Source organism: Saccharothrix carnea (assembly GCF_003014735.1).
GTDB classification, from domain to species: domain Bacteria; phylum Actinomycetota; class Actinomycetes; order Mycobacteriales; family Pseudonocardiaceae; genus Actinosynnema; species Actinosynnema carneum.
On sequence record NZ_PYAX01000010.1, the window covers coordinates 233519 to 250344 of the forward strand.

The 16826-nt window shown below is 72.4% G+C and carries 15 protein-coding genes; all 15 read right to left on the minus strand.

The annotated features are described in order from the left end of the window. Positions 1 to 2: 2 nt before the first annotated feature. Positions 3 to 1307: a hypothetical protein gene (locus tag B0I31_RS28465; protein WP_106618453.1), complete on the minus strand. Its 1305-nt coding sequence runs from the start codon at positions 1305 to 1307 to the stop codon at positions 3 to 5. Positions 1308 to 1401: 94 nt separating this feature from the next. After that, on the minus strand, positions 1402 to 4566 hold the full coding sequence (locus B0I31_RS28470) for a DUF11 domain-containing protein (RefSeq protein ID WP_106618454.1): 3165 nt from the start codon (positions 4564 to 4566) through the stop codon (positions 1402 to 1404). Positions 4567 to 4569: 3 nt separating this feature from the next. Then, the gene (locus tag B0I31_RS28475) at positions 4570 to 5721 is read right to left on the minus strand and encodes an NADase-type glycan-binding domain-containing protein (RefSeq protein WP_146173972.1); all 1152 of its coding nucleotides are present in this window, start codon (positions 5719 to 5721) and stop codon (positions 4570 to 4572) included. Further along, the gene (locus B0I31_RS28480) at positions 5718 to 6233 is read right to left on the minus strand and encodes a phage tail protein (RefSeq protein WP_106618456.1); all 516 of its coding nucleotides are present in this window, start codon (positions 6231 to 6233) and stop codon (positions 5718 to 5720) included. Before B0I31_RS28480 ends, B0I31_RS28475 begins: the two co-directional genes overlap by 4 nt. Beyond that, positions 6230 to 8173, minus strand: coding sequence for a putative baseplate assembly protein (locus B0I31_RS28485; protein WP_106618457.1), 1944 nt, complete (start codon positions 8171 to 8173; stop codon positions 6230 to 6232). The genes B0I31_RS28480 and B0I31_RS28485 overlap by 4 nt, the downstream gene beginning before the upstream one ends. Further along, positions 8170 to 8583 carry a GPW/gp25 family protein gene (locus B0I31_RS28490; protein ID WP_073890400.1) on the minus strand — a complete coding sequence of 138 codons (414 nt, stop codon included), beginning with the start codon at positions 8581 to 8583 and terminating at the stop codon, positions 8170 to 8172. The genes B0I31_RS28485 and B0I31_RS28490 overlap by 4 nt, the downstream gene beginning before the upstream one ends. Position 8584: 1 nt before the next feature. Further along, positions 8585 to 8866, minus strand: a complete 282-nt coding sequence (locus B0I31_RS28495; protein WP_073890403.1) for a PAAR domain-containing protein — start codon at positions 8864 to 8866, stop codon at positions 8585 to 8587. A gap of 14 nt (positions 8867 to 8880) precedes the next feature. Next, on the minus strand, positions 8881 to 10695 hold the full coding sequence (locus tag B0I31_RS28500; RefSeq protein WP_106618458.1) for a VgrG-related protein: 1815 nt from the start codon (positions 10693 to 10695) through the stop codon (positions 8881 to 8883). Further along, positions 10685 to 11446, minus strand: a complete 762-nt coding sequence (locus tag B0I31_RS28505; RefSeq protein ID WP_106618459.1) for a CIS tube protein — start codon at positions 11444 to 11446, stop codon at positions 10685 to 10687. Before B0I31_RS28505 ends, B0I31_RS28500 begins: the two co-directional genes overlap by 11 nt. 4 nt (positions 11447 to 11450) lie before the next feature. Next, positions 11451 to 11882, minus strand: a complete 432-nt coding sequence (locus tag B0I31_RS28510; protein ID WP_106618460.1) for a phage tail protein — start codon at positions 11880 to 11882, stop codon at positions 11451 to 11453. Positions 11883 to 11887: 5 nt separating this feature from the next. Next, the gene (locus B0I31_RS40830) at positions 11888 to 12640 is read right to left on the minus strand and encodes a hypothetical protein (protein ID WP_181320471.1); all 753 of its coding nucleotides are present in this window, start codon (positions 12638 to 12640) and stop codon (positions 11888 to 11890) included. 1576 nt (positions 12641 to 14216) lie between these two features. Beyond that, a complete protein-coding gene (locus B0I31_RS28520) occupies positions 14217 to 14375 on the minus strand; it encodes a DUF6760 family protein (protein WP_106618461.1) in 159 nt (52 codons plus the stop codon). Beyond that, the gene (locus tag B0I31_RS28525; RefSeq protein ID WP_106618462.1) at positions 14372 to 14806 is read right to left on the minus strand and encodes a hypothetical protein; all 435 of its coding nucleotides are present in this window, start codon (positions 14804 to 14806) and stop codon (positions 14372 to 14374) included. The genes B0I31_RS28520 and B0I31_RS28525 overlap by 4 nt, the downstream gene beginning before the upstream one ends. A 4-nt stretch (positions 14807 to 14810) precedes the next feature. Continuing rightward, complete coding sequence (locus B0I31_RS28530) at positions 14811 to 15254, minus strand: phage tail protein (RefSeq protein ID WP_106618463.1); 444 nt, start codon at positions 15252 to 15254, stop codon at positions 14811 to 14813. A 27-nt stretch (positions 15255 to 15281) separates the two neighbouring features. Beyond that, positions 15282 to 16811: a phage tail sheath family protein gene (locus B0I31_RS28535; RefSeq protein ID WP_106618464.1), complete on the minus strand. Its 1530-nt coding sequence runs from the start codon at positions 16809 to 16811 to the stop codon at positions 15282 to 15284. Positions 16812 to 16826: the final 15 nt, after the last annotated feature.

The window sequence follows — 16826 nt, forward strand, 5'->3', positions numbered from 1 at the left end:
GGTTACACAGCCCGGCCGGCGAACGACACCGAGGGCTTGCAGTTGCCCTTGGCGGCCGGGTTCTGGCAGCTGACCTGCACGATGACCCGCTCACCCGGCTTGAACCGCAGCGGTTGCACGTAGTGGCGGTCCAGGTCGCGGAAGTTGGCCAGGCCCACCTCCAGCAGCACGCCGCGGGTGCCGTTCGCGTCACGCAGCACCCGCACCGTGCCGGTGTCGCCACGCGGGTTCTGCAGCACGATGTCGGTGATCAGCAACGTCTTGTCGGCCGGCGGGGTGAACGCGAAGTCGGTGAAGACGTCCGGGTTGGCCACGATCGCGGCGTCGGCGGCCACCCGGAAGTCGGTCGGCTCACCGGGCTCGGCCGCCGGGTCGCCCGGCTTCGCGGTGGGCGGCGAGCCGGGAGGCGCCTCCGGGTCCAGCCCGGCGGCCTTCATCGCCTCCTCGGACTTCACCTCGGCTTCCTTCGCCTGCTCCTGCGCCTGCCCCGCGCCGGCCTGCGCCTCGTCGACGGCGGTCTTGACCTCCTGGACCTGCTGCGCGGCGGCTTCCCGCGCGGCGGACTTCACGGCCGGTCGCAGCACGGTGAACCACAGCGCCGCCAGCACCACCGCCAGCGCCAGCAGCGCGATCAACGCGGGCAGCAGCCACTTCGGCAGCAGCTGCCGCTGCACGAGCGTCCCCGCGGCGGCCAGCGGCGGCCCGGAGCTGGGCACCACCTCCACCCGGAACGGCCGCGGCTGCGACGGTCCGCGCAGGAACGTGTCGCGAGGCTTGGCGACCAGCTTCACGAACGCCGCCGTGCCGGGCGTGAGCACCAGGTCGGTGCGGTCGAGCTTGAACTCCAGCTCGCCGTCCGGGTCGGTCGGGCTGAGCCGCACCGCGACCGGGTGGTTGCCGACGTTGTCGACGGCCACCTCGAACCGGCCGCGCGCGCCCGCCTCCACCTTGGCCGGCACGAGCTCGGCGGACAGGTCGGTGAACGCGCCGACCTCGACCACGCCCTCCTCGACCACCGAACCGTACGGGTCCTCGCGCGAGGTGACGCGCACGCCGAACGGCACGGGGCCCGCGGCCACCTCGGCGGCGCGCGGCGGCGCGAACCGCACGACCACCGAGGCGGACGCCTGGGGCACGAGGTTGACCGAGGCCGGTTCGGCGGTCGCCCACCCGGCCGCGTCGCCGACCACGTCCACGGTGAACTCGTCCACCAGGTCTCCGGTGTTGCGCACGACGACCGTGCAGGTGACGTCTTCGCCGGGTGCCACGGCCAGGCCGGTGGCGGACAGCGTCGCGGTTGCGCCCATGGCGTGAATCCTCCGCTGGTCGGTTCGGTCGGGGCAGTGGCGCAGGGGTGGGGCGGGGTGCGTCCGGTGCTGCCCCATCGGGCAGCCGCCGGTGTCACCCGCGGGACGCGAAGTCGGGTGGTTGCAGGGTTCTGGGCACGACGAGGAAGTCACCGGAGCGCACCGCGCCGAACGGGGGCCCGACGACCGGTGAGGCTTCGAGCTGCCGCACGCCGATGCGGTCGTTGTGGAACACCAGGACGTACGCCTCGAACGTGCCGTCCGGCCGCACGACGACGTCACCGGGTGTCGGCGAGAGGCCGAGCGTCCAGCCCATCCGCACCGTCGCGCCGGGCGGGAACGACCGGCCGGTGGCGCGGGGCACGAACCCGGTCGGCCCGGTGCCGGGGTCGACCGCGATCTCCGGCTGCCGCACCAGCACCCGGACGGCGGCGGTGTTGTCGGCGGCGTTGTTGTCGGGTCCGACGCCGAGCACCGAGCCGCCCGCCGTGCTGTCCAGGGCGGCCTTCGCGGGCAGCGCGACCCGCACTTCGGCCTCCTGGCCGGGTGCGAGCGTGCCGATCGCGCACGTCGCACCGTCTGCCGCGCAGCCCGTGACGGCGTCGACCGGGAGCAGTTGCGGCGGCAGGGAGGTGACCACGCGGACGTCGGTCATCGGCACGGACGCGCCGTTGCGCACCCGGTAGGACAGCACGAGGTCGTCGCCGCCGACGTAACCCTCCTGCGGCACCAGCGCCACGGCCAGCGACAGCGAGCCGGGGTTGTCCGGCGGCCTGATCTCGTCGGCCACGGTCACCGCCACGTCGGCGGCGTTGTCGCCGGGGTTGACGTCCGGCGGCAGGGTGGCCCGGACGGCCTGGTGCCCCGCCGCGGTCCCCGTGACGGTCACCAGGACCTCGGCGGTCTCGTTCGGTGCGAGCCGACCCAGCGCGCACCCCGTCGTGGTGCACGTGCCGGCGGTGGTGGTGATCTCCTCGACCCGGAGCCCGGCGGGCACGGTCAACGCCAGGTCGGCGCCCCGGGCCGGGGCCAGGCCGCCGTTGGTCACCCGCAGCCGCACGGACGTGGCACCGCCGAAGGGCACCGCGGCGGGCGCGGCGGAACCGGTCAGCACGAGGTCGGGCAGCGGTCGGAACGCGGGCAGGTCGGCGTCCTCCTGGCGGAACGAGACCACGTCGACGGGCGTGCCGCCGCCGGGTGGCACGGTCCACACCCGGTGGTACTCGTCGGCGTCGCTCATCGAGAACGCGATCGACGACCCGTCCGGCGACCACGCGGGGTCTTCCGGCGGCTCGCCGCCCGAGGTGATCGGGGTGGCGTTCGCGCCCGTGGCGTCGGCCACGCACAGCACGTCGCCGTGCTCGTAGACGAGCCGGTTGCCGTCCGGCGACCACGCGGGGGCGGTGTCCCGCCGGGCGCACGGCGTCGCGAACGACGGCGACAGGTCGACCTGCTGCACGAGGTCCGCGCCGTCGAGCCGGGCGAGCCAGATGTCGTCGGTCTCGCCGCGCTCCGGCACGTAGACCGTGACCGCGCTGCTCGCCCGCCCGGTCCGGCCGCCGCTGTCGGTGGCGGTGCACGTGACGGTGGTCAGGCCGACCGGGAACAGCGCGCCGGACGTCGCGTCGCAAATCGGGGTGAGCGGTGCGCCGGCGGCGTCGGTGGCGGTGGCCGTGAAGGTGGCCGGCACGGGTGTCCGGCCGGGGCTGGGCACGGCGTTCGCGTTCACCACCACGGTCGGCGGTGCGGGAGCGGCCAGGGTGATGTCGATGAACTGCTCGTACGGCTCGGCGGGCAGCTTGTCGTCGAACCTGAACCAGACCCGGCACTCCAGGTCCGCGGCGGCCCGCGCGGTCGGCGCTTCGCCCAGCGTCACGGTCTCGGTGAAGGTGACGTCCGTGCCACCCGCGACGCGGGCCCGGGGCGGGTCGAACCGGACGGTGACCCCGAGCGGGCAGGACGCCTCCGGCGTCACGGTCACCGGCAGCGTGGTGATGCCCTGCTCGATCCCGGCCACGATCTGGCCGGGCTCGTACCCGCCGACCAGCACCCCGTCGGTGATGGTGGTGAGGCGCGTGGCCTGGAGCCGGTTGTCCAGCTTCTCCGTGTACGGCGGGTCCTGCACGATCACCACGGGCACGCCGACGAGGTGGATGTCCCGCTCGGTCAGGTCCTCGGTGATCTCGTCCTCGGTCCAGTACGGCGTGGCGCCCGGACACGCCGGGTACAGCACGGTGTCGCAGGTGTCGGGGCTGTTGTGGCTGGCCGCGTCACCGGCCAGCACGATGATCCGGGTGACGTCGTCGCCCTCGCTGAACGTCAGGTAGCCGCCGTCCGCGCCCTCGTCGCGGGCGAGGTGGTGCAGCGCGTTGAACCAGTCCTCGGGCAGGTCGCCGCCGAACTCGATGGGGAAGTTCGCGGGTTCGGCGAGCACGGGCTGGAGCACGTCCGGTGTGGTCAAGTTGCGCACGAGGCGGTAGCGGCCATCGCCGTCGCTGGCGTCCTGGTAGGTGGCGATGCCGAAGAGGGCGTCCGGCTCGGCGGTGGAGATCCGCTCCATCACCGTGCCGATGTTGGCCCGGACGGTGTCCACCGTGGTCGTCATGGACGACGTGGTGTCCAACAGGAACATGATCTCCGGACGGGCCGGCACGGACGGGGTGCGCACGGTCGCGGTGGTGGTGAACGTGCCGGTGCGGGACGTGGACGCGCCCACGACGTGCGGCTGGACGTGCGGCGGGTTGAGGGCCGTCGTGTGGCGGCCGAACGCGATGACGTCGCCGGTCGGTGACCACGCGGGCTTGTCGTCGTAGCCGAGGACGTGGTGCGGCCTGGGGATCGTGGTCAGCTCGACCCCGTCCGCGACCCTGACCACGGTGACCACGCCGCCGTCTGCCAGCAGCGCGATCATCGAGCCGTCCGGCGACCAGGACGGGTGCCTGCCGTGGTGGAGCACCCGCTCGTCGCCGCCCTCGGCGTCGGCCACGACCACCCCGGAGCCCTCACCGATGGACCGGGTGAAGGCGATCGACGTGCCGTCCGGCGAGTAGGCGGGATCGGTCTCGGACGTGTCCGGGGTGTCGGTGATCTGCCGGGGATCGCCGCCTCGGGCGTCGGTGCTCCAGATGTCCCCGGGATCGCCGCGGCTGACCGCGATCCGGTACGGCGCCAGGACCTCCGGCTGGGCGGTGGCCGTCACCGGCCGTTCGGCGACGACCAGCCCGGCCAGCAGGACCACCACGAGCGCCAGGTGCCTCACCGTTCACCTCACCGCGAAGAATTCGATCTCGGCGAGCGCGACCTCGTTGCCGCGCAACGACCGGTGCCACTCGGTCACGTGCACCTCGACGCTGGTCGCGACGCCTTCGACCCGGACGGTCTGCGGGTCCGGGGTGTCGGCGAGGTCGACGTCGAACGTGCGGCCGGTCGGGTAGACGAGGTGCAGCTTCTTGGGTCGGTGGGCGGCTTGCAGGTCGGCCGGGTCGCCGACCCGGACGATGGCCTCGCGCAGGTCGACCTCGCGGCCGAAGTCGAGCACCAGCGCGGGCGGTCGCGGTTCGACCGGCGCGAGCCAGAACGTGTTGGTCGCGTTGTCGAAGGCGAGACCGGGCGGGTGGTCGGGCGATTCGGCGGTGGCGGCGATGCCGGTGGGGCGCACGGGGGTGAGGTCGGTGCCGAACAGTCCCTTGACGTCCTTGGCGATCGAGGTGGCCTGGGTGTTGACCAGGCCGCGGAACGACGGCACGAGCCCGTAGGCACCGACCGCGCCCAGCAGCGCCACGACGAACGACCAGCGGAGCACCTGGCCGACCCGGCGGCGCACGGTGCCGACGCGGCGGGTGGGTCGGCTGCCCGCCTCCGGTGGCTTGCGCTTGGGCAGCAGCTTGCGCCACCACTTCTCCGGCACGACCGCGGCTTCCACCAGGGCCGAGCCGCAGCGGGCGCAGAACTTGCGGGTGGGCGGGTTGGCCTCGCCGCACTGGCCGCAGATCAGGTCGCCGGGCTGGGGAGTCCGGCGCTCGGTGAGGCGGGGCCGGTGCGTGCCGGTGGGCGGCTTCCGGTCGGTGGGCTGCATCGCACCCGGCTGCATCGCACCTGGCTGCTGCGGGCCCGTTTGCTGCGGGGTCTGCTGTTGCGGGGTCGATGGGGACGGCGCGGGTTGCGGCGCGAAGGGCTGGGTCGGGAGGGGTTGCGCCCCGTTGCGGGGCGGCGGCGCCCACGGCCCCGGCTGGTCGTGCGGCCCGGCTTGTCCCGGCCCGGCCTGTCCAAGTCCGGCCGGCCCCCGTCCGGCCTGTGCCGCGGCCTGCTCGGGCACCGGCGCGGGTTTCGGCTCCCACTCCAAGTACGTCCCGCAGGCACCGCAGAACTCCGAGCCCGGCGCGTTGCTCTCACCGCACTGCGCGCACACGATCATTCCCCCACCACCTCCAAGTCCACCGCGACGTGCGCGGGCACCGCGCCGGCGATCGCGGCCGCCAGCCGGGTCCGGTCCACCTCGCCCGGCCGGGCCACCCGCACCCGGACGTGCACGCTCGGCGGGTCCTCCGCCACCGCGAGCCCGGGCCGGTCGGTCGACGTGCAGCCGCCGCTGTCGCGCACCTCGACGTCTCCCCCGGTCAGCAGCGCCACGTGCTCGGCCAGCCCGCGCCGCGTGCCGCGCCACCGGTGCAGCTCGACCGCCCGCGCCACCAGCGCCCGCCGTTGCGCCACCGGCCAGCCCTCGCCGACGTCCAGCGCCACCCAGTGCGCCAGCCACTCCAGGAAGTCCTCCGGCGCCAGGCGCGGGTCGAGGTAGCCCGCGAACCCGTCCAACGTGGTGAACACCGGTGCCAGCACCTCGTCCAACGCGGCCAGGAACCGCGCCGTGAACCCGTCCTCCACGTACACGGCGGGCAGTCGGTCGGCCAGCGGGTGCGGTGTCGTCATCGCGCCACCCGCACCTGGTGGCCGTAGGAGAACGCGAGCCCGTTGGGCGGCAGGTCGAGCCTGGCCACCGCGTTGCCGCGCTCGCCGGTCACCGGGTTCGCCCCGAACAGCTTGATCTCCTCGACCAGCTCGACCCCCGGCAGCCGCTGGAGCACGGCGAACACCTCACCGGACTGCACGGGCCGCCCGAACGGCCAGCCGTCGCCGTCCGGCCCGCCGCTGACCGGGTTGAAGTAGTCGTACAGCGCCTGCACCGACCGCGTCCGCAGCACGTCCTCGGGTGTGCCCGCCTTCGCCTTGAGCTGCGCCACCACCGTGACGCCCTGGTAGTAGGGCGGTTCCACGGACACCCGCGCGCCGACGCACCGGCGTTCCTCCAGGAACCGCTCGATCCGCTCCCGCACGTCCGCGCCGGGCTGCAACGCGGCGAAGTCCGACTCCTCGTGCGCGCCGACCGAAGGCACGACCAGCACCCGCACCGCGGCCGATCCTGGACCCGCGGGCACGCACCGCACGCGGGCGATCTCCGGCGCCGCCTCCCGTGTCAGCACCTCGTAGTCCTCGGCCGTCACGGCACGGTCGCGGGTGCGCAGCAGCAACGGCCCGCGCACCGCCGCGTCACGCACCGACTCCCCCGCCACGCCACCGGACGCGGGCTGCCGGTTCGTCACCGCCGTCACGAACGGCACCGGGTCGCGCTGCACCTGCAACAAGCCGCGTGCCACGTTGCCGCGCAGACCACCGCCGGTCCGGTACTCGGGCACCCGGATCGCGGCCGATTTCAGCGGGATCGCACCGTAGCGCCGCACGCCACCGCCGGGTTGCCGCACCGCCGGGCCGAAGATCACCTCGCCGCCGACGCGGTCCAGCACCACGTGCCGGTCGTCGGGCCCGGACTCGGCGAACGACCGCACCTCGGTCCAGCGCTCCCACCCGTCCGGCGTGGCGACCTCCACCACCAAGGCGCCGTCGTCCACCACGACCGGCGTGCGGGCGAGCGGGAACCGCTGCCCCGGCACGCCTTCGGACACGCCGACCGTCTCGCCGCGCACGACGTCCGCGTGCGTGGCGCCGGTCGTGCCGCCGATGGTGGCGGCGGTGACGGACACCAGCTTCGGCGGACGCTGGTAGAACGGCCGGTCGGGCGCGGGTGCGACGGCACGGCACCGCAGCCACCCGGCGCGTTGCCGGGCGATGACGGACACGGCGTGCGTGCGCGGCACGTGCAGCACCACGTCACCGGGCTGGTTGAAGCCGCCGGTCGTGTCGCGGTCCACCTCGCACGGGCTCCACCCGGTGCCGTTCCACGCCTCCCACGCCCACGGCGGGTCGCGCGGGTCGACGCCGCGGCCTTCGGCGTGCGCCTCGACCCGCAGCAGCACCGCGCACCCGGGTACGGCGTCCGACAGTCCGAACAGGACGGAGTCACCGGGCGCGGGCGGCGTGGCGAAAACGTCGGGCGCCTTGCCGTCGCGCAGTTCGTCGGTGCGGTCGGCGGGCGGGATCGACGTGTCCTGCACCGCGGTCACGAGGTGCGCCAACGAGCACGGCACGATCGTCAGCTCCCGGTCCACGGTGAACACGACCGGGTCCTCGACCTCGCTGCGCTCGGTGGCCACCTGCGCGCCCGCGGGCACCACCACCGGCACGTCACGCGGCGCGGACAGCCAGAACGTGACGTCACCGGTCGCCGCCGTGGGCGGGAACAGCTTCACCCCGATCAGGTCGAGGAACCGCAGGTAGTGCAGGTCGGGCACGCGGTTGAGCCGGTACAGCAGCTCGTCCACCATGTGCGCGAACGCCTCGATCAGCGTCACGCCGGGGTCGGACACGTTGTGGTCCGTCCACTCCGGACAGTTCTGCTGCACGCGGCGCTTGGCCTCGTCCACCAGGTCCTGGAACCGCCGGTCGTCCAGGTTGGGCGTGGGCAGGGACGTCATCGCGCGCCCTCCTCGTCGGCCTCGTGCGGCGGGATGACGTAGAAGGGGAACACCAGGTTGCGCGGGTCGTTCGTGCCGCGCAGCGCGTACCGCAGGTCGATGAGCAGGGTGCCCTGGTCGACCTCGTCGAAGCCCACGGACACGTCGGTGAGCGTGATGCGGGGTTCCCAGCGCTCCAGCGCCAGCCGCACCTCGTAGGCGATCCGACCGGCGGTCGCCGCGTCGGCGGGCGCGAACACCAGGTCGTGGATGGCGCAGCCGAACTCCGGCCGCATCGGGCGTTCGCCCGGCGCGGTGGCCAGGATCAACCGGATGCTCTCCACGATCTCGCGCTCGCCGCCGACCAGCGCGACGGAGCCGGTGGCGTCGGTGTGCACGGGGAACGCCAGGCCGCGGCCGATGAAGTCCACGTCACCCTCCTATGAGGACGGTCGGGCAGCCGACGACGATCGGCGCGCCGCAGCCCGCCAGGTCGCCCATCCGGGCCGCGGGCCTGCCGCCGATCAGCACGGTCGGGCAGCCGGGTGGCAGCACGGGTGTCGGCGGGTGCGGTGGCAGGCCGGGGAACGTGCAGGTGTGGAGGTTGCCGACGGTGGCGGCGGGCATCCCGCCGATGAGCACGGTCGGCACACCCGGCGGTGCCAGCACGCCGGGGTGCCCGGTCGGGTCGCCGACCCTCGCCGCTGGTGGCATGTCCTTCATCCCCCTCAGTTGATCCGGACGACCGCGCCGCGCACGGTCACCGGGCCGCTCGCGGTCAGCTCGGCCTGGCCCTGGCCGGTCACGGCCACCGTGGCGCCCTCGACCTTGACCCCGGCCGTGCCGGACGCCTTGAGCTGCGCGCCCGCCTCGATGGCCACGTCGGTGCGCGCGGTGGCGGTGATCTTCTGGCCCTTCAGCTCCAGCGGTCCGGTGCCCGCGTCGATGGTCACGCCGTTCTGCGCCTTGATCGTCACGGCCTTGCCGCTGGTCACCTCGACGACCTGGTTGCGCTGGTCGAGCCTGACCACGAACTTCCCGTCGCCGCTGGCTATCGTGATGCCCTCGTCCTCCACGAACTCGACCTTGTGGTGCTTGCGGGAGACGAACCCGCGGGCCGCGACCTCGCCGCTGTTGCCGTCCACGGGTTCCTTGGTGAGCGTGGGCGGTTGGTCCTTGCCGTTGTAGAGGCCGCCGAGCACGTACGGCGCGTCGAAGTCGCCGTGCTCGAAGCCCACCAGCACCTCGTCGCCGACCTCGGGCAGCACGAGGCCGCCGTAGCCGTTGCCCGCGCCGGTGTGCACGGTCCGCGCCCAGCCGCTGGCGAAGTCCGGTGCGAGCCACGGGTAGGTGACCTTGACCCGACCCGCTTTCGCCGGGTCGCGCACGTCGCTGACGATCGCGGGCACCAGGCCCCGGTTCGGCGTGCCGCCGGTGCCGCCGTTGGCCAGGCCGTAGAGGGAGCGTTCCTGGCGTCCGGAGACGGTGAACTCGGTGGTGTAGCCGGACTGCTCGCTGAACAGGTGCCGCGTGCTGGTGAGCGTGTACTTGCCCGCGAACGGCTCGCCGACGTTGGTCAGCGCCACCGCCGTGCCCGCCCGCAGCTTGGGGTTGCCGCGCGCCACCCCGGCCAGTTCCGCGCACGCGCCGCCCAACTGGGCGGCCAGTGCGGCGGCGACCGCGTCCGCCTCGGCCTGGGTGCGGTGCGGGCCGCCCACCAGGAACGGCGGGCTGCCGAACCTGCCTGCCAGCGCGACCGGGTCGACGCCGGACACCTCCGTGCCCAGGGCGTTCGCCGGCTTGGTGGCCACGACGGCTTGCTTGTTCTCGTCGTCCCAGCCGCGCACCCGTACCTCGGGCACCTGCTCGGCGGCCGTGATGGCGGCGCGCAGCGACAGCAGGTTGCGGTGCACCTCCAGCACCAGCGGGTTCGCCTTGGCCTTGGCGTTGACCGCGGGCGCCGACTTCGGCTCCTCCGGCAGGCCGAACTCCAGCTTCCCCTCCACCACCGCGATCTGCGCGCCGACCAGCGCGGCGAGGCGGGACAGGAACTCCCAGTCGCTCACCCCGTCCTGGCTGAGCTGGGTGTGCGGGCGGCCGAAGCCCTTGACGTCGTCGATCTGCCCGACCGGGATCTCCGCCCGCTGCGCGACCTTGCGCACCACGTCGGCGACGGTCATGTTCGGATACGCGGCGACCCGCCGACCGCGGAACAGCCGGTGCCCCAGGTCGTAGCCGCGGACCTCGGTGAACGTGCCGCCCTCGTCCAGCTCCACGCCGACCGCGGTGACCTCGCCGCTCATCAGCGGCTGCGGGCCGCCCGGGTCGGACGTCTGGACCTTGAGCGCGATCTTCGCCCCGATGGTGAACTTGCCCTTGCCGAGCACGACGTGGCCGGGGTCGCGGAACCGCAGCACGAACACGTCCGGCAGGTTGCGGCTGTCGTCCACGAAAGCATGTGTGAGCAGGGACTTCACGTCGGCGGGCAGCGGGCCGCCCGCCACCTCGACCACGAGGGAGTTGGCGAAGGTCTCAGTGGCCATCGCGGATCTCCTCCAACGCGGGCACCAGCAGGCGTGCGCCGGGCCGCAGCCGCATCGGGTCGTCGATGTCGTTGGCCTCGGCGATCTCCCGCCACAGCTCGGCGTTGCCGTAGGCCTTGTAGGCGACCGACTGCAGCGTGTCGCCCGCGACCAGGACGTGGGAGTCGCGGGCGGCGAGGGCGCCGGAGGTCGGGTTCTGGCCGCCCTGCTCGCCCGCGATCTCCTCCAGGTTGACCGTGCACGTGGCGCGGACCGGGACGCCGGCGGGCGTGAACAGGGTGTACTTGGCGGCGACGCTCGCCACGAACGCCGGGAAGCCCGTCATCCCACCCCACTTGAAGATCACCCACGGCGGCGAGCCCTTGCCGTGCTGGCGGCTGTCCTCGGTGGGCACGCAGCAGGCGAACAGCTGCTCGACCTTCTTCACGACGCTGTCGTCCATGTGCTCGGTGGCGTCGAGGAAGATCTCCAGGGCGAGCTTGACCGGGTCGGAGCCCTTGAACTCCGGCGTGCCGCTCTTGGCCACGTTGGGTTGGCGGCTGCGTTCCCACTTGGCGTTCTTGGTCAGCGACAGTTCCTTGGGGTTGAACTGGAAGGTGATCTCGTGCATCAGGTCACCGGGCTTGGCCGCGCCGCCCGCATTCGGTGGGCGGTGGACGCTGAGGAGGGCTTTCTGGAGGTTCGTCGGCGCGGCGTAGCTGGTGGACTTCGCGCTGGTCCCGGCCGAGGTGAAGGTGATCGGGGAGGCCATGGGGTCACTTCGCCGTGTCGAGGAAGCCGTGGTGGGCGAGTTCGAGGGTCTCGGTCGCGACCTTGGGCGAGTCGGCGGACAGCTGCGGGCCGCTCCACCGGACCGGGATCACGCCGGACAGCGCCCAGCTGGCGATCACCGTGCCCGCCAGCGTGCGCGCTTCGATGATCGCGGTCTTGCGCGTGACGCCCGCCGCCATGCCCGCGATCCACTTGATGATCTTGGCGCTGTCCTTGGTGACGGGACGGGACAGTTTGACGTTGGAGTACTTGATCCGGGTGGGCAGCTGCCAGACCATGCCGTTGTTGCCGCCTTCTTCGCGCTGCTCGACGGTGAACTCGACGCCGAGCCCGTCGCAGCTGTTGAAGGAGCCGAGGCTTTCGTCGTCGATGCGCACGACGAAGCACACGGAAACCGCCTCATCCACCTCGGCCATACCGCTCACCTCCACCGATCGGTCAATGCCCCGCGCCGTTCCCGGTCGAGCCACAGCTCGGCCTTGAGCCGCCGGACGAGCGGGTCGTAAAGCTTCTTGAGCAGTTCCTCAACGTCCGGAGCAACCACCCCGGGCACCGGAGCGGACGCAGCATCCTGGGCCGGTGCCGGTGCCGGGGCCGGAGTCGGGGTCACCGCCTCCGCGGGCGCGGGCGCCACCGACGTCGCCTGCACCTCGACTTCCCGCTGCACCAACGCGGTCTCGGCCACCGGAACGAACCCGTCACCCACCACGGTCCGCCCCGACTCCGACCCGGCCCACCCGACACGTTCCCGCACCACCGGCCCGGCCACCTGGGCAGGCGTGATCGGCATCCCCAACCCGACCCCGACCCCGCGCCGCTGCACCGGCTGGACCGGCTGGACCGGCTGGACCGGCTGGACCGGACTTCCGGCCACCAAGCGGGAACCCCGGGCTACCGAATCCTGGACCACCGAACGCTGAGCGACCGGGGCCTCCGAGACCGGATCGCGGGCGACCCGCACTTCGACAACCGGCGTCCCGGCAACATGGACCGGGGTGGCCGTGGCCTGAGGCTGGATCGTCGCGCGCTGAAGTATCGGACGCCCACCCGCCGAGGCCTCGGCTCTCCAGCCACCGACCACCGGATTCTCAGCCACCGGATTCTCAGCCACCGAACCCTCGACCACCGAACTCCGGGTGACTGCGTTTCCGGCGACCGAGGGCTCGGTCGCCACGCTGCGCGCGGTAAAACCATGGGTCACCGGGTCCTGGGATACCGGGTCCTGGGTCACTGGGCTCCGGGCGACCGGACCCTGGCTCACCGGACCCTGGCTGACCTGGCCATGGGACAGGCCATGGGTTACCGGGCCATGGGTTACCAGGCTCTGCAGTGCCAGACTCTGCATTGACCGGCTCTGGGTTGGCGCGCTCTGGGTCGGCGGGCTCTGCGTCGGCGGGGTCTGCGATGCCGGATTCTGGGTTACCGGGCTCTGGGTTACCGGGCTCTGGGTTACCGGGCTCTGGGTTACCGGGCTCTGGGTTACCGGGCTCTGGGTTGTTACCGGACTTTGGGTTGTTACCGGACTTTGGGTTACCGGACTTTGGGTCGGCGGACTCTGCGTTGGCGCGCTCGGGGTCGGCGCGCTCCGCGTTGCCGGACTCTGAACTGCCAGGCCTCGATCTGGCACGCGCTGGACCGCCGGGACTTGAATCGCCGAGCCCTGGACCGGCGCTCGTTGGAGGGTCGGGCGCTGGATCACCGGAGGCTGCATGGCCGGGCTCCGGACCGGTAGGGCCGCCGGAGCATCCGGGCTGGGGGCGATCGAGACTTCGGGGCCAGGGCTTTCGACTGGCGCATTCCCGACTGCCGAACCCTCGCCCGCCAAACCCTCGCCCGCCGGACCTCCGACCGCCAAACCCTCGGTGGCCTGGTTCTCGGTCGCCAATCGCTGGATCACCGAGCCCTCGGTGGTCGGCCTTTCGACAGCCGGGCGTTCGAGGGCTGGTCGCTCCATGGCCGGGCTCTCGATCGCCGGAGCGTCGGTGGCCGGGCTCGCGATGACCGGGCTCCCGACCGCCATGCTCCCGACCGGCGAATCCTCGATCACCGAGCGCTCAACCTCCGAGTGCTCGACCGCCGACCCTGCCACAGCCGAGTGACCGACCGCCGACCTTCCCAAGGCCGGGTGCTCGACCGCCGACCTCCCGACCGCCGAGTGTCCTACCGCCGGCTTCCTCAGCGGCGAGCTCCCGGCCGCCGGGCCGCGAGCGGGGAGGCTCGGTGCCGAGTCGAGGCTTGCCGTGCGTTGGACTGCCCGGTTCTCGGTTGCGGTCCGGCGCTCAACTACCGGCTGGCTCTCGGCTGCGGTCGGGCTCTCGGCTGCGGTCGGGCTCTCGGCTGCGGTCGGGCTCTCGGCGGCGGTCGGGCTCTCGGGCTCGGGGTTCGGTGTTGTCGTCGCCGAAGCTTCCGTTGCCGGTGTGGGCTCGGGCTGGATGGCGTCGCGGAGCCGGGACCACAGGCTCCGGGGCTTGGGTGCGGGCGGCGTGGCCAGTGGCATCTCCGCGACTCGTTGCGCGACGCCCTCGATCACGCCGGACGGCTCCGCCTCACCGACCCCGTGGGCCAACGGCGCCAGGTAGGCCGGTGAACGCCACGACGTCAACGACGCCGAGAACCGCTCCACCGGGTTCACCAACGGGTGCCCGGCCACCACCCGCTGGATCGGCGGCAACCTCCGCCACTCACCCCGCCGCACGGGCAGCGGCGGGGTGGAGCGTGCCGCCTCACGTCGCCACGGCCACATCGCACCCTCACCGTCCCTGGCTGATCCGTGTGTTGATCCGGGCGATCTCGGCCACGTACCGCAGCCGGTCCGGGTGCTCCAGGTCGAGGATCGAGTCCCACGACCAGTGGAAGTGGTACGCCACGTACGCGACCTCTTCGTGCAGCCGGTCGGCCGCGTACGTCACGATTCCCCCAGGCGCCCACCCGCGACGTCCACGCTGAACCCGTGCCCGCACTCGGGACAGGCCACCGCCGCGCGGGTGTGCCCCTCGCTGTTGATCCGCCGGTACGTGTCCTGCAGGAACGCCAGGTCCGACGCGAACAGGTTCTCCACCACACCGGCGTGCACGTCGGTCACCGAGCCGATCCGCACGATCACCCGCGCCAGCAGCACCACGGTCAGGTACGCCGAGTTCTCCCGCACCCGGTCGTCCCGCAGCGGCACCAGCTCGTCCCGCGCGGTCGCCAGGCGCATCACGCCGGAACGGTGCACCGCACCGCTGTCGTCGACGTACCCTCGCGGCAGCTCGAAGGCGAACTCGGTGCGCATCGGCTCGGCCACGGCCGGAGCCGGCACATCGGACGAAACGGGTACCGCCGCCATCATCCTGCGCATGGCGTCACTCGACTTCCATCATCTCGTAGGTGACGACGAGCTTCTCCGTGAGCACGCTGGTGTCGCCCGCCTTCAACGTGCCGATCTCCAGCGACTTCGGCCACGCGTTGGTCAGCTTGTACCGCTTGATCGGCTGGCCCTCGTAGTCGTAGACGATGATCGCCCCGCCCTTGCGCGCGTTGCCCATCCGGCCGAAGTGCGCGTCCTTGACCCACTTCTCGAAGCTCTGGTCGTCGGTGAGCCCGCGGGTCAGGGTGACCTCGCCCGCCTTCGGCTTGCCGGGCAGCTTCTTGATGACGTACTTGCCGTCCGCCGTGTTCGTCTTCAGCTCGATGACGTCCTGCTCCATCTTCAGCCCGGAGACCTCGGAGATCTGCTTGATCGCGACGCCGTCGACCTCCAGGCCGAACGAGTGGCCGACCGAGGTGTCGAGTTCGGGAAGAGCCATGACCGACCGCCTTAAACTAGGACTCGACTACTCGTTGACGAGGCTGGTGCCGCCGGAGATCTGCGCCAGCCGGAACACCACGAACTCCGCGGGCTTGACCGGTGCGATGCCGACCTCGCAGATCACCTGGCCGAGGTCGATGCTCTCGGCCGGGTTGGTCTCGCGGTCGCACTTGACGTAGAACGCCTCGTCCGGGGTGAGCCCGAACAACGCGCCCTTGCGCCACTCCGTGACCAGGAAAGCGCTGATGGTGCGGCGGATCCGGGCCCACAGCGCGTCGTCGTTCGGCTCGAACACGACCCACTGCGTGCCGTCGAGGATCGACTCCTCCAGGTAGTTGAACAGCCGTCGCACGTTCAGGTACCGCCACGCCGGGTCGGACGACAGCGTGCGCGCGCCCCACACCCGAATGCCACGACCGGGGAACGACCGCACGCAGTTGACCCCGATCGGGTTCAGCAGCTCCTGCTCGGCCTTGGTCAGCTGCGTCTCCAACGCCACCGCGCCGCGCACGACCTCGTTCGCGGGCGCCTTGTGCACGCCGCGCGTCGCGTCCGTGCGGGCCCACACCCCGGACATGTGGCCGCTCGGCGGGATGAACGCGTGGTCGTTGCTCGCCGGGTCGAACACCTTGATCCACGGGTAGTACAGCGCCGCGTACTTCGAGTCGTAGCCCGCGCCGTTCAGCCGCCAGTCCTTGACCTGCTGCGGGTTGAGCGAGGGCGGTGTGTCGAGCACGGCGATCCGGTCGCCCATGAGCTCGCAGTGGGCGATCATCGCGAGCTGCACGGCCTTCACCGACTCCAACGTGATCGCGCCGCGCTGGTAGCTGCTCATCAGGTCGGGCACCGCGACCATGGTGATCTCGTCGATCGCCTCCAGGCCGCCGAACCCGGTGCGGTCGGAGACGTCGCCGACGTAGTCGTCGGCCGCGATCTTGCGCGGCACGGGCGACGGGTCGGCCGCGACGACCTCCTTGAGCGTGACGCTGCCCTTCTCCACCTTGGCCACGCCCGCGCCCGCCGTCTCCTCGACCGTGATCAGGCTCGACTTCTCCTGCACGACCGCGACGATGTGCTCCTTGGTGCGCTTGGTGGACACGGTGTGCGTCTCGACCACCTTGCCGTTCTGCTTGACCAGCAACGTGAACCGGTCGTCCGGCTGGTTGTCACCCGGCACGTCGGCGACCTCGACGGTGATCTCGGGCGCGCCGAGCTCCCGCGCGGTGATCTTGTAGCCGCCGAGTGCCGCCTGGGCGCCACCGGCGGGCAGTTGGCCGTTGCCCTTGGCGCGCTCGCCGCCGATCCGCACGACGTAGCAGTTCGAGCCGCCGTTGAGGAAGTACCCGTACACCGACTGGGCCAGGTAGCAGTCCGGCACGAAGTCGCCGAAGACCTGCGTGAACTGGGCCCAGTTGGACACCAGCGTCGGCGTGTTGAACGGGCCTCGGGCCGCGAAGCCGACGAAGGCGGCGACGGCGGTGCCCACGCCCTCGATGGGCCGCGCACCAGCCTCCACCTCCTCGACGTACACCCCCGGGGAGAGATAGGTGGGCATCCGTTGCCTCCCAAG

What these genes read in the sequence shown, in the direction of transcription:
- B0I31_RS28475 (WP_146173972.1), bottom strand. Translation starts at nt 5,721, where the DNA reads ATGATCGTGTGCGCGCAGTGCGGTGAGAGCAACGCGCCGGGCTCGGAG.
- B0I31_RS28465 (WP_106618453.1), bottom strand. Translation starts at nt 1,307, where the DNA reads ATGGGCGCAACCGCGACGCTGTCCGCCACCGGCCTGGCCGTGGCACCC.
- B0I31_RS28530 (WP_106618463.1), bottom strand. Translation starts at nt 15,254, where the DNA reads ATGGCTCTTCCCGAACTCGACACCTCGGTCGGCCACTCGTTCGGCCTG.
- B0I31_RS28480 (WP_106618456.1), bottom strand. Translation starts at nt 6,233, where the DNA reads ATGACGACACCGCACCCGCTGGCCGACCGACTGCCCGCCGTGTACGTG.
- B0I31_RS28495 (WP_073890403.1), bottom strand. Translation starts at nt 8,866, where the DNA reads ATGCCACCAGCGGCGAGGGTCGGCGACCCGACCGGGCACCCCGGCGTG.
- B0I31_RS28535 (WP_106618464.1), bottom strand. Translation starts at nt 16,811, where the DNA reads ATGCCCACCTATCTCTCCCCGGGGGTGTACGTCGAGGAGGTGGAGGCT.
- B0I31_RS28500 (WP_106618458.1), bottom strand. Translation starts at nt 10,695, where the DNA reads ATGGCCACTGAGACCTTCGCCAACTCCCTCGTGGTCGAGGTGGCGGGC.
- B0I31_RS28485 (WP_106618457.1), bottom strand. Translation starts at nt 8,173, where the DNA reads ATGACGTCCCTGCCCACGCCCAACCTGGACGACCGGCGGTTCCAGGAC.
- B0I31_RS28510 (WP_106618460.1), bottom strand. Translation starts at nt 11,882, where the DNA reads ATGGCCGAGGTGGATGAGGCGGTTTCCGTGTGCTTCGTCGTGCGCATC.
- B0I31_RS28505 (WP_106618459.1), bottom strand. Translation starts at nt 11,446, where the DNA reads ATGGCCTCCCCGATCACCTTCACCTCGGCCGGGACCAGCGCGAAGTCC.
- B0I31_RS28525 (WP_106618462.1), bottom strand. Translation starts at nt 14,806, where the DNA reads ATGCGCAGGATGATGGCGGCGGTACCCGTTTCGTCCGATGTGCCGGCT.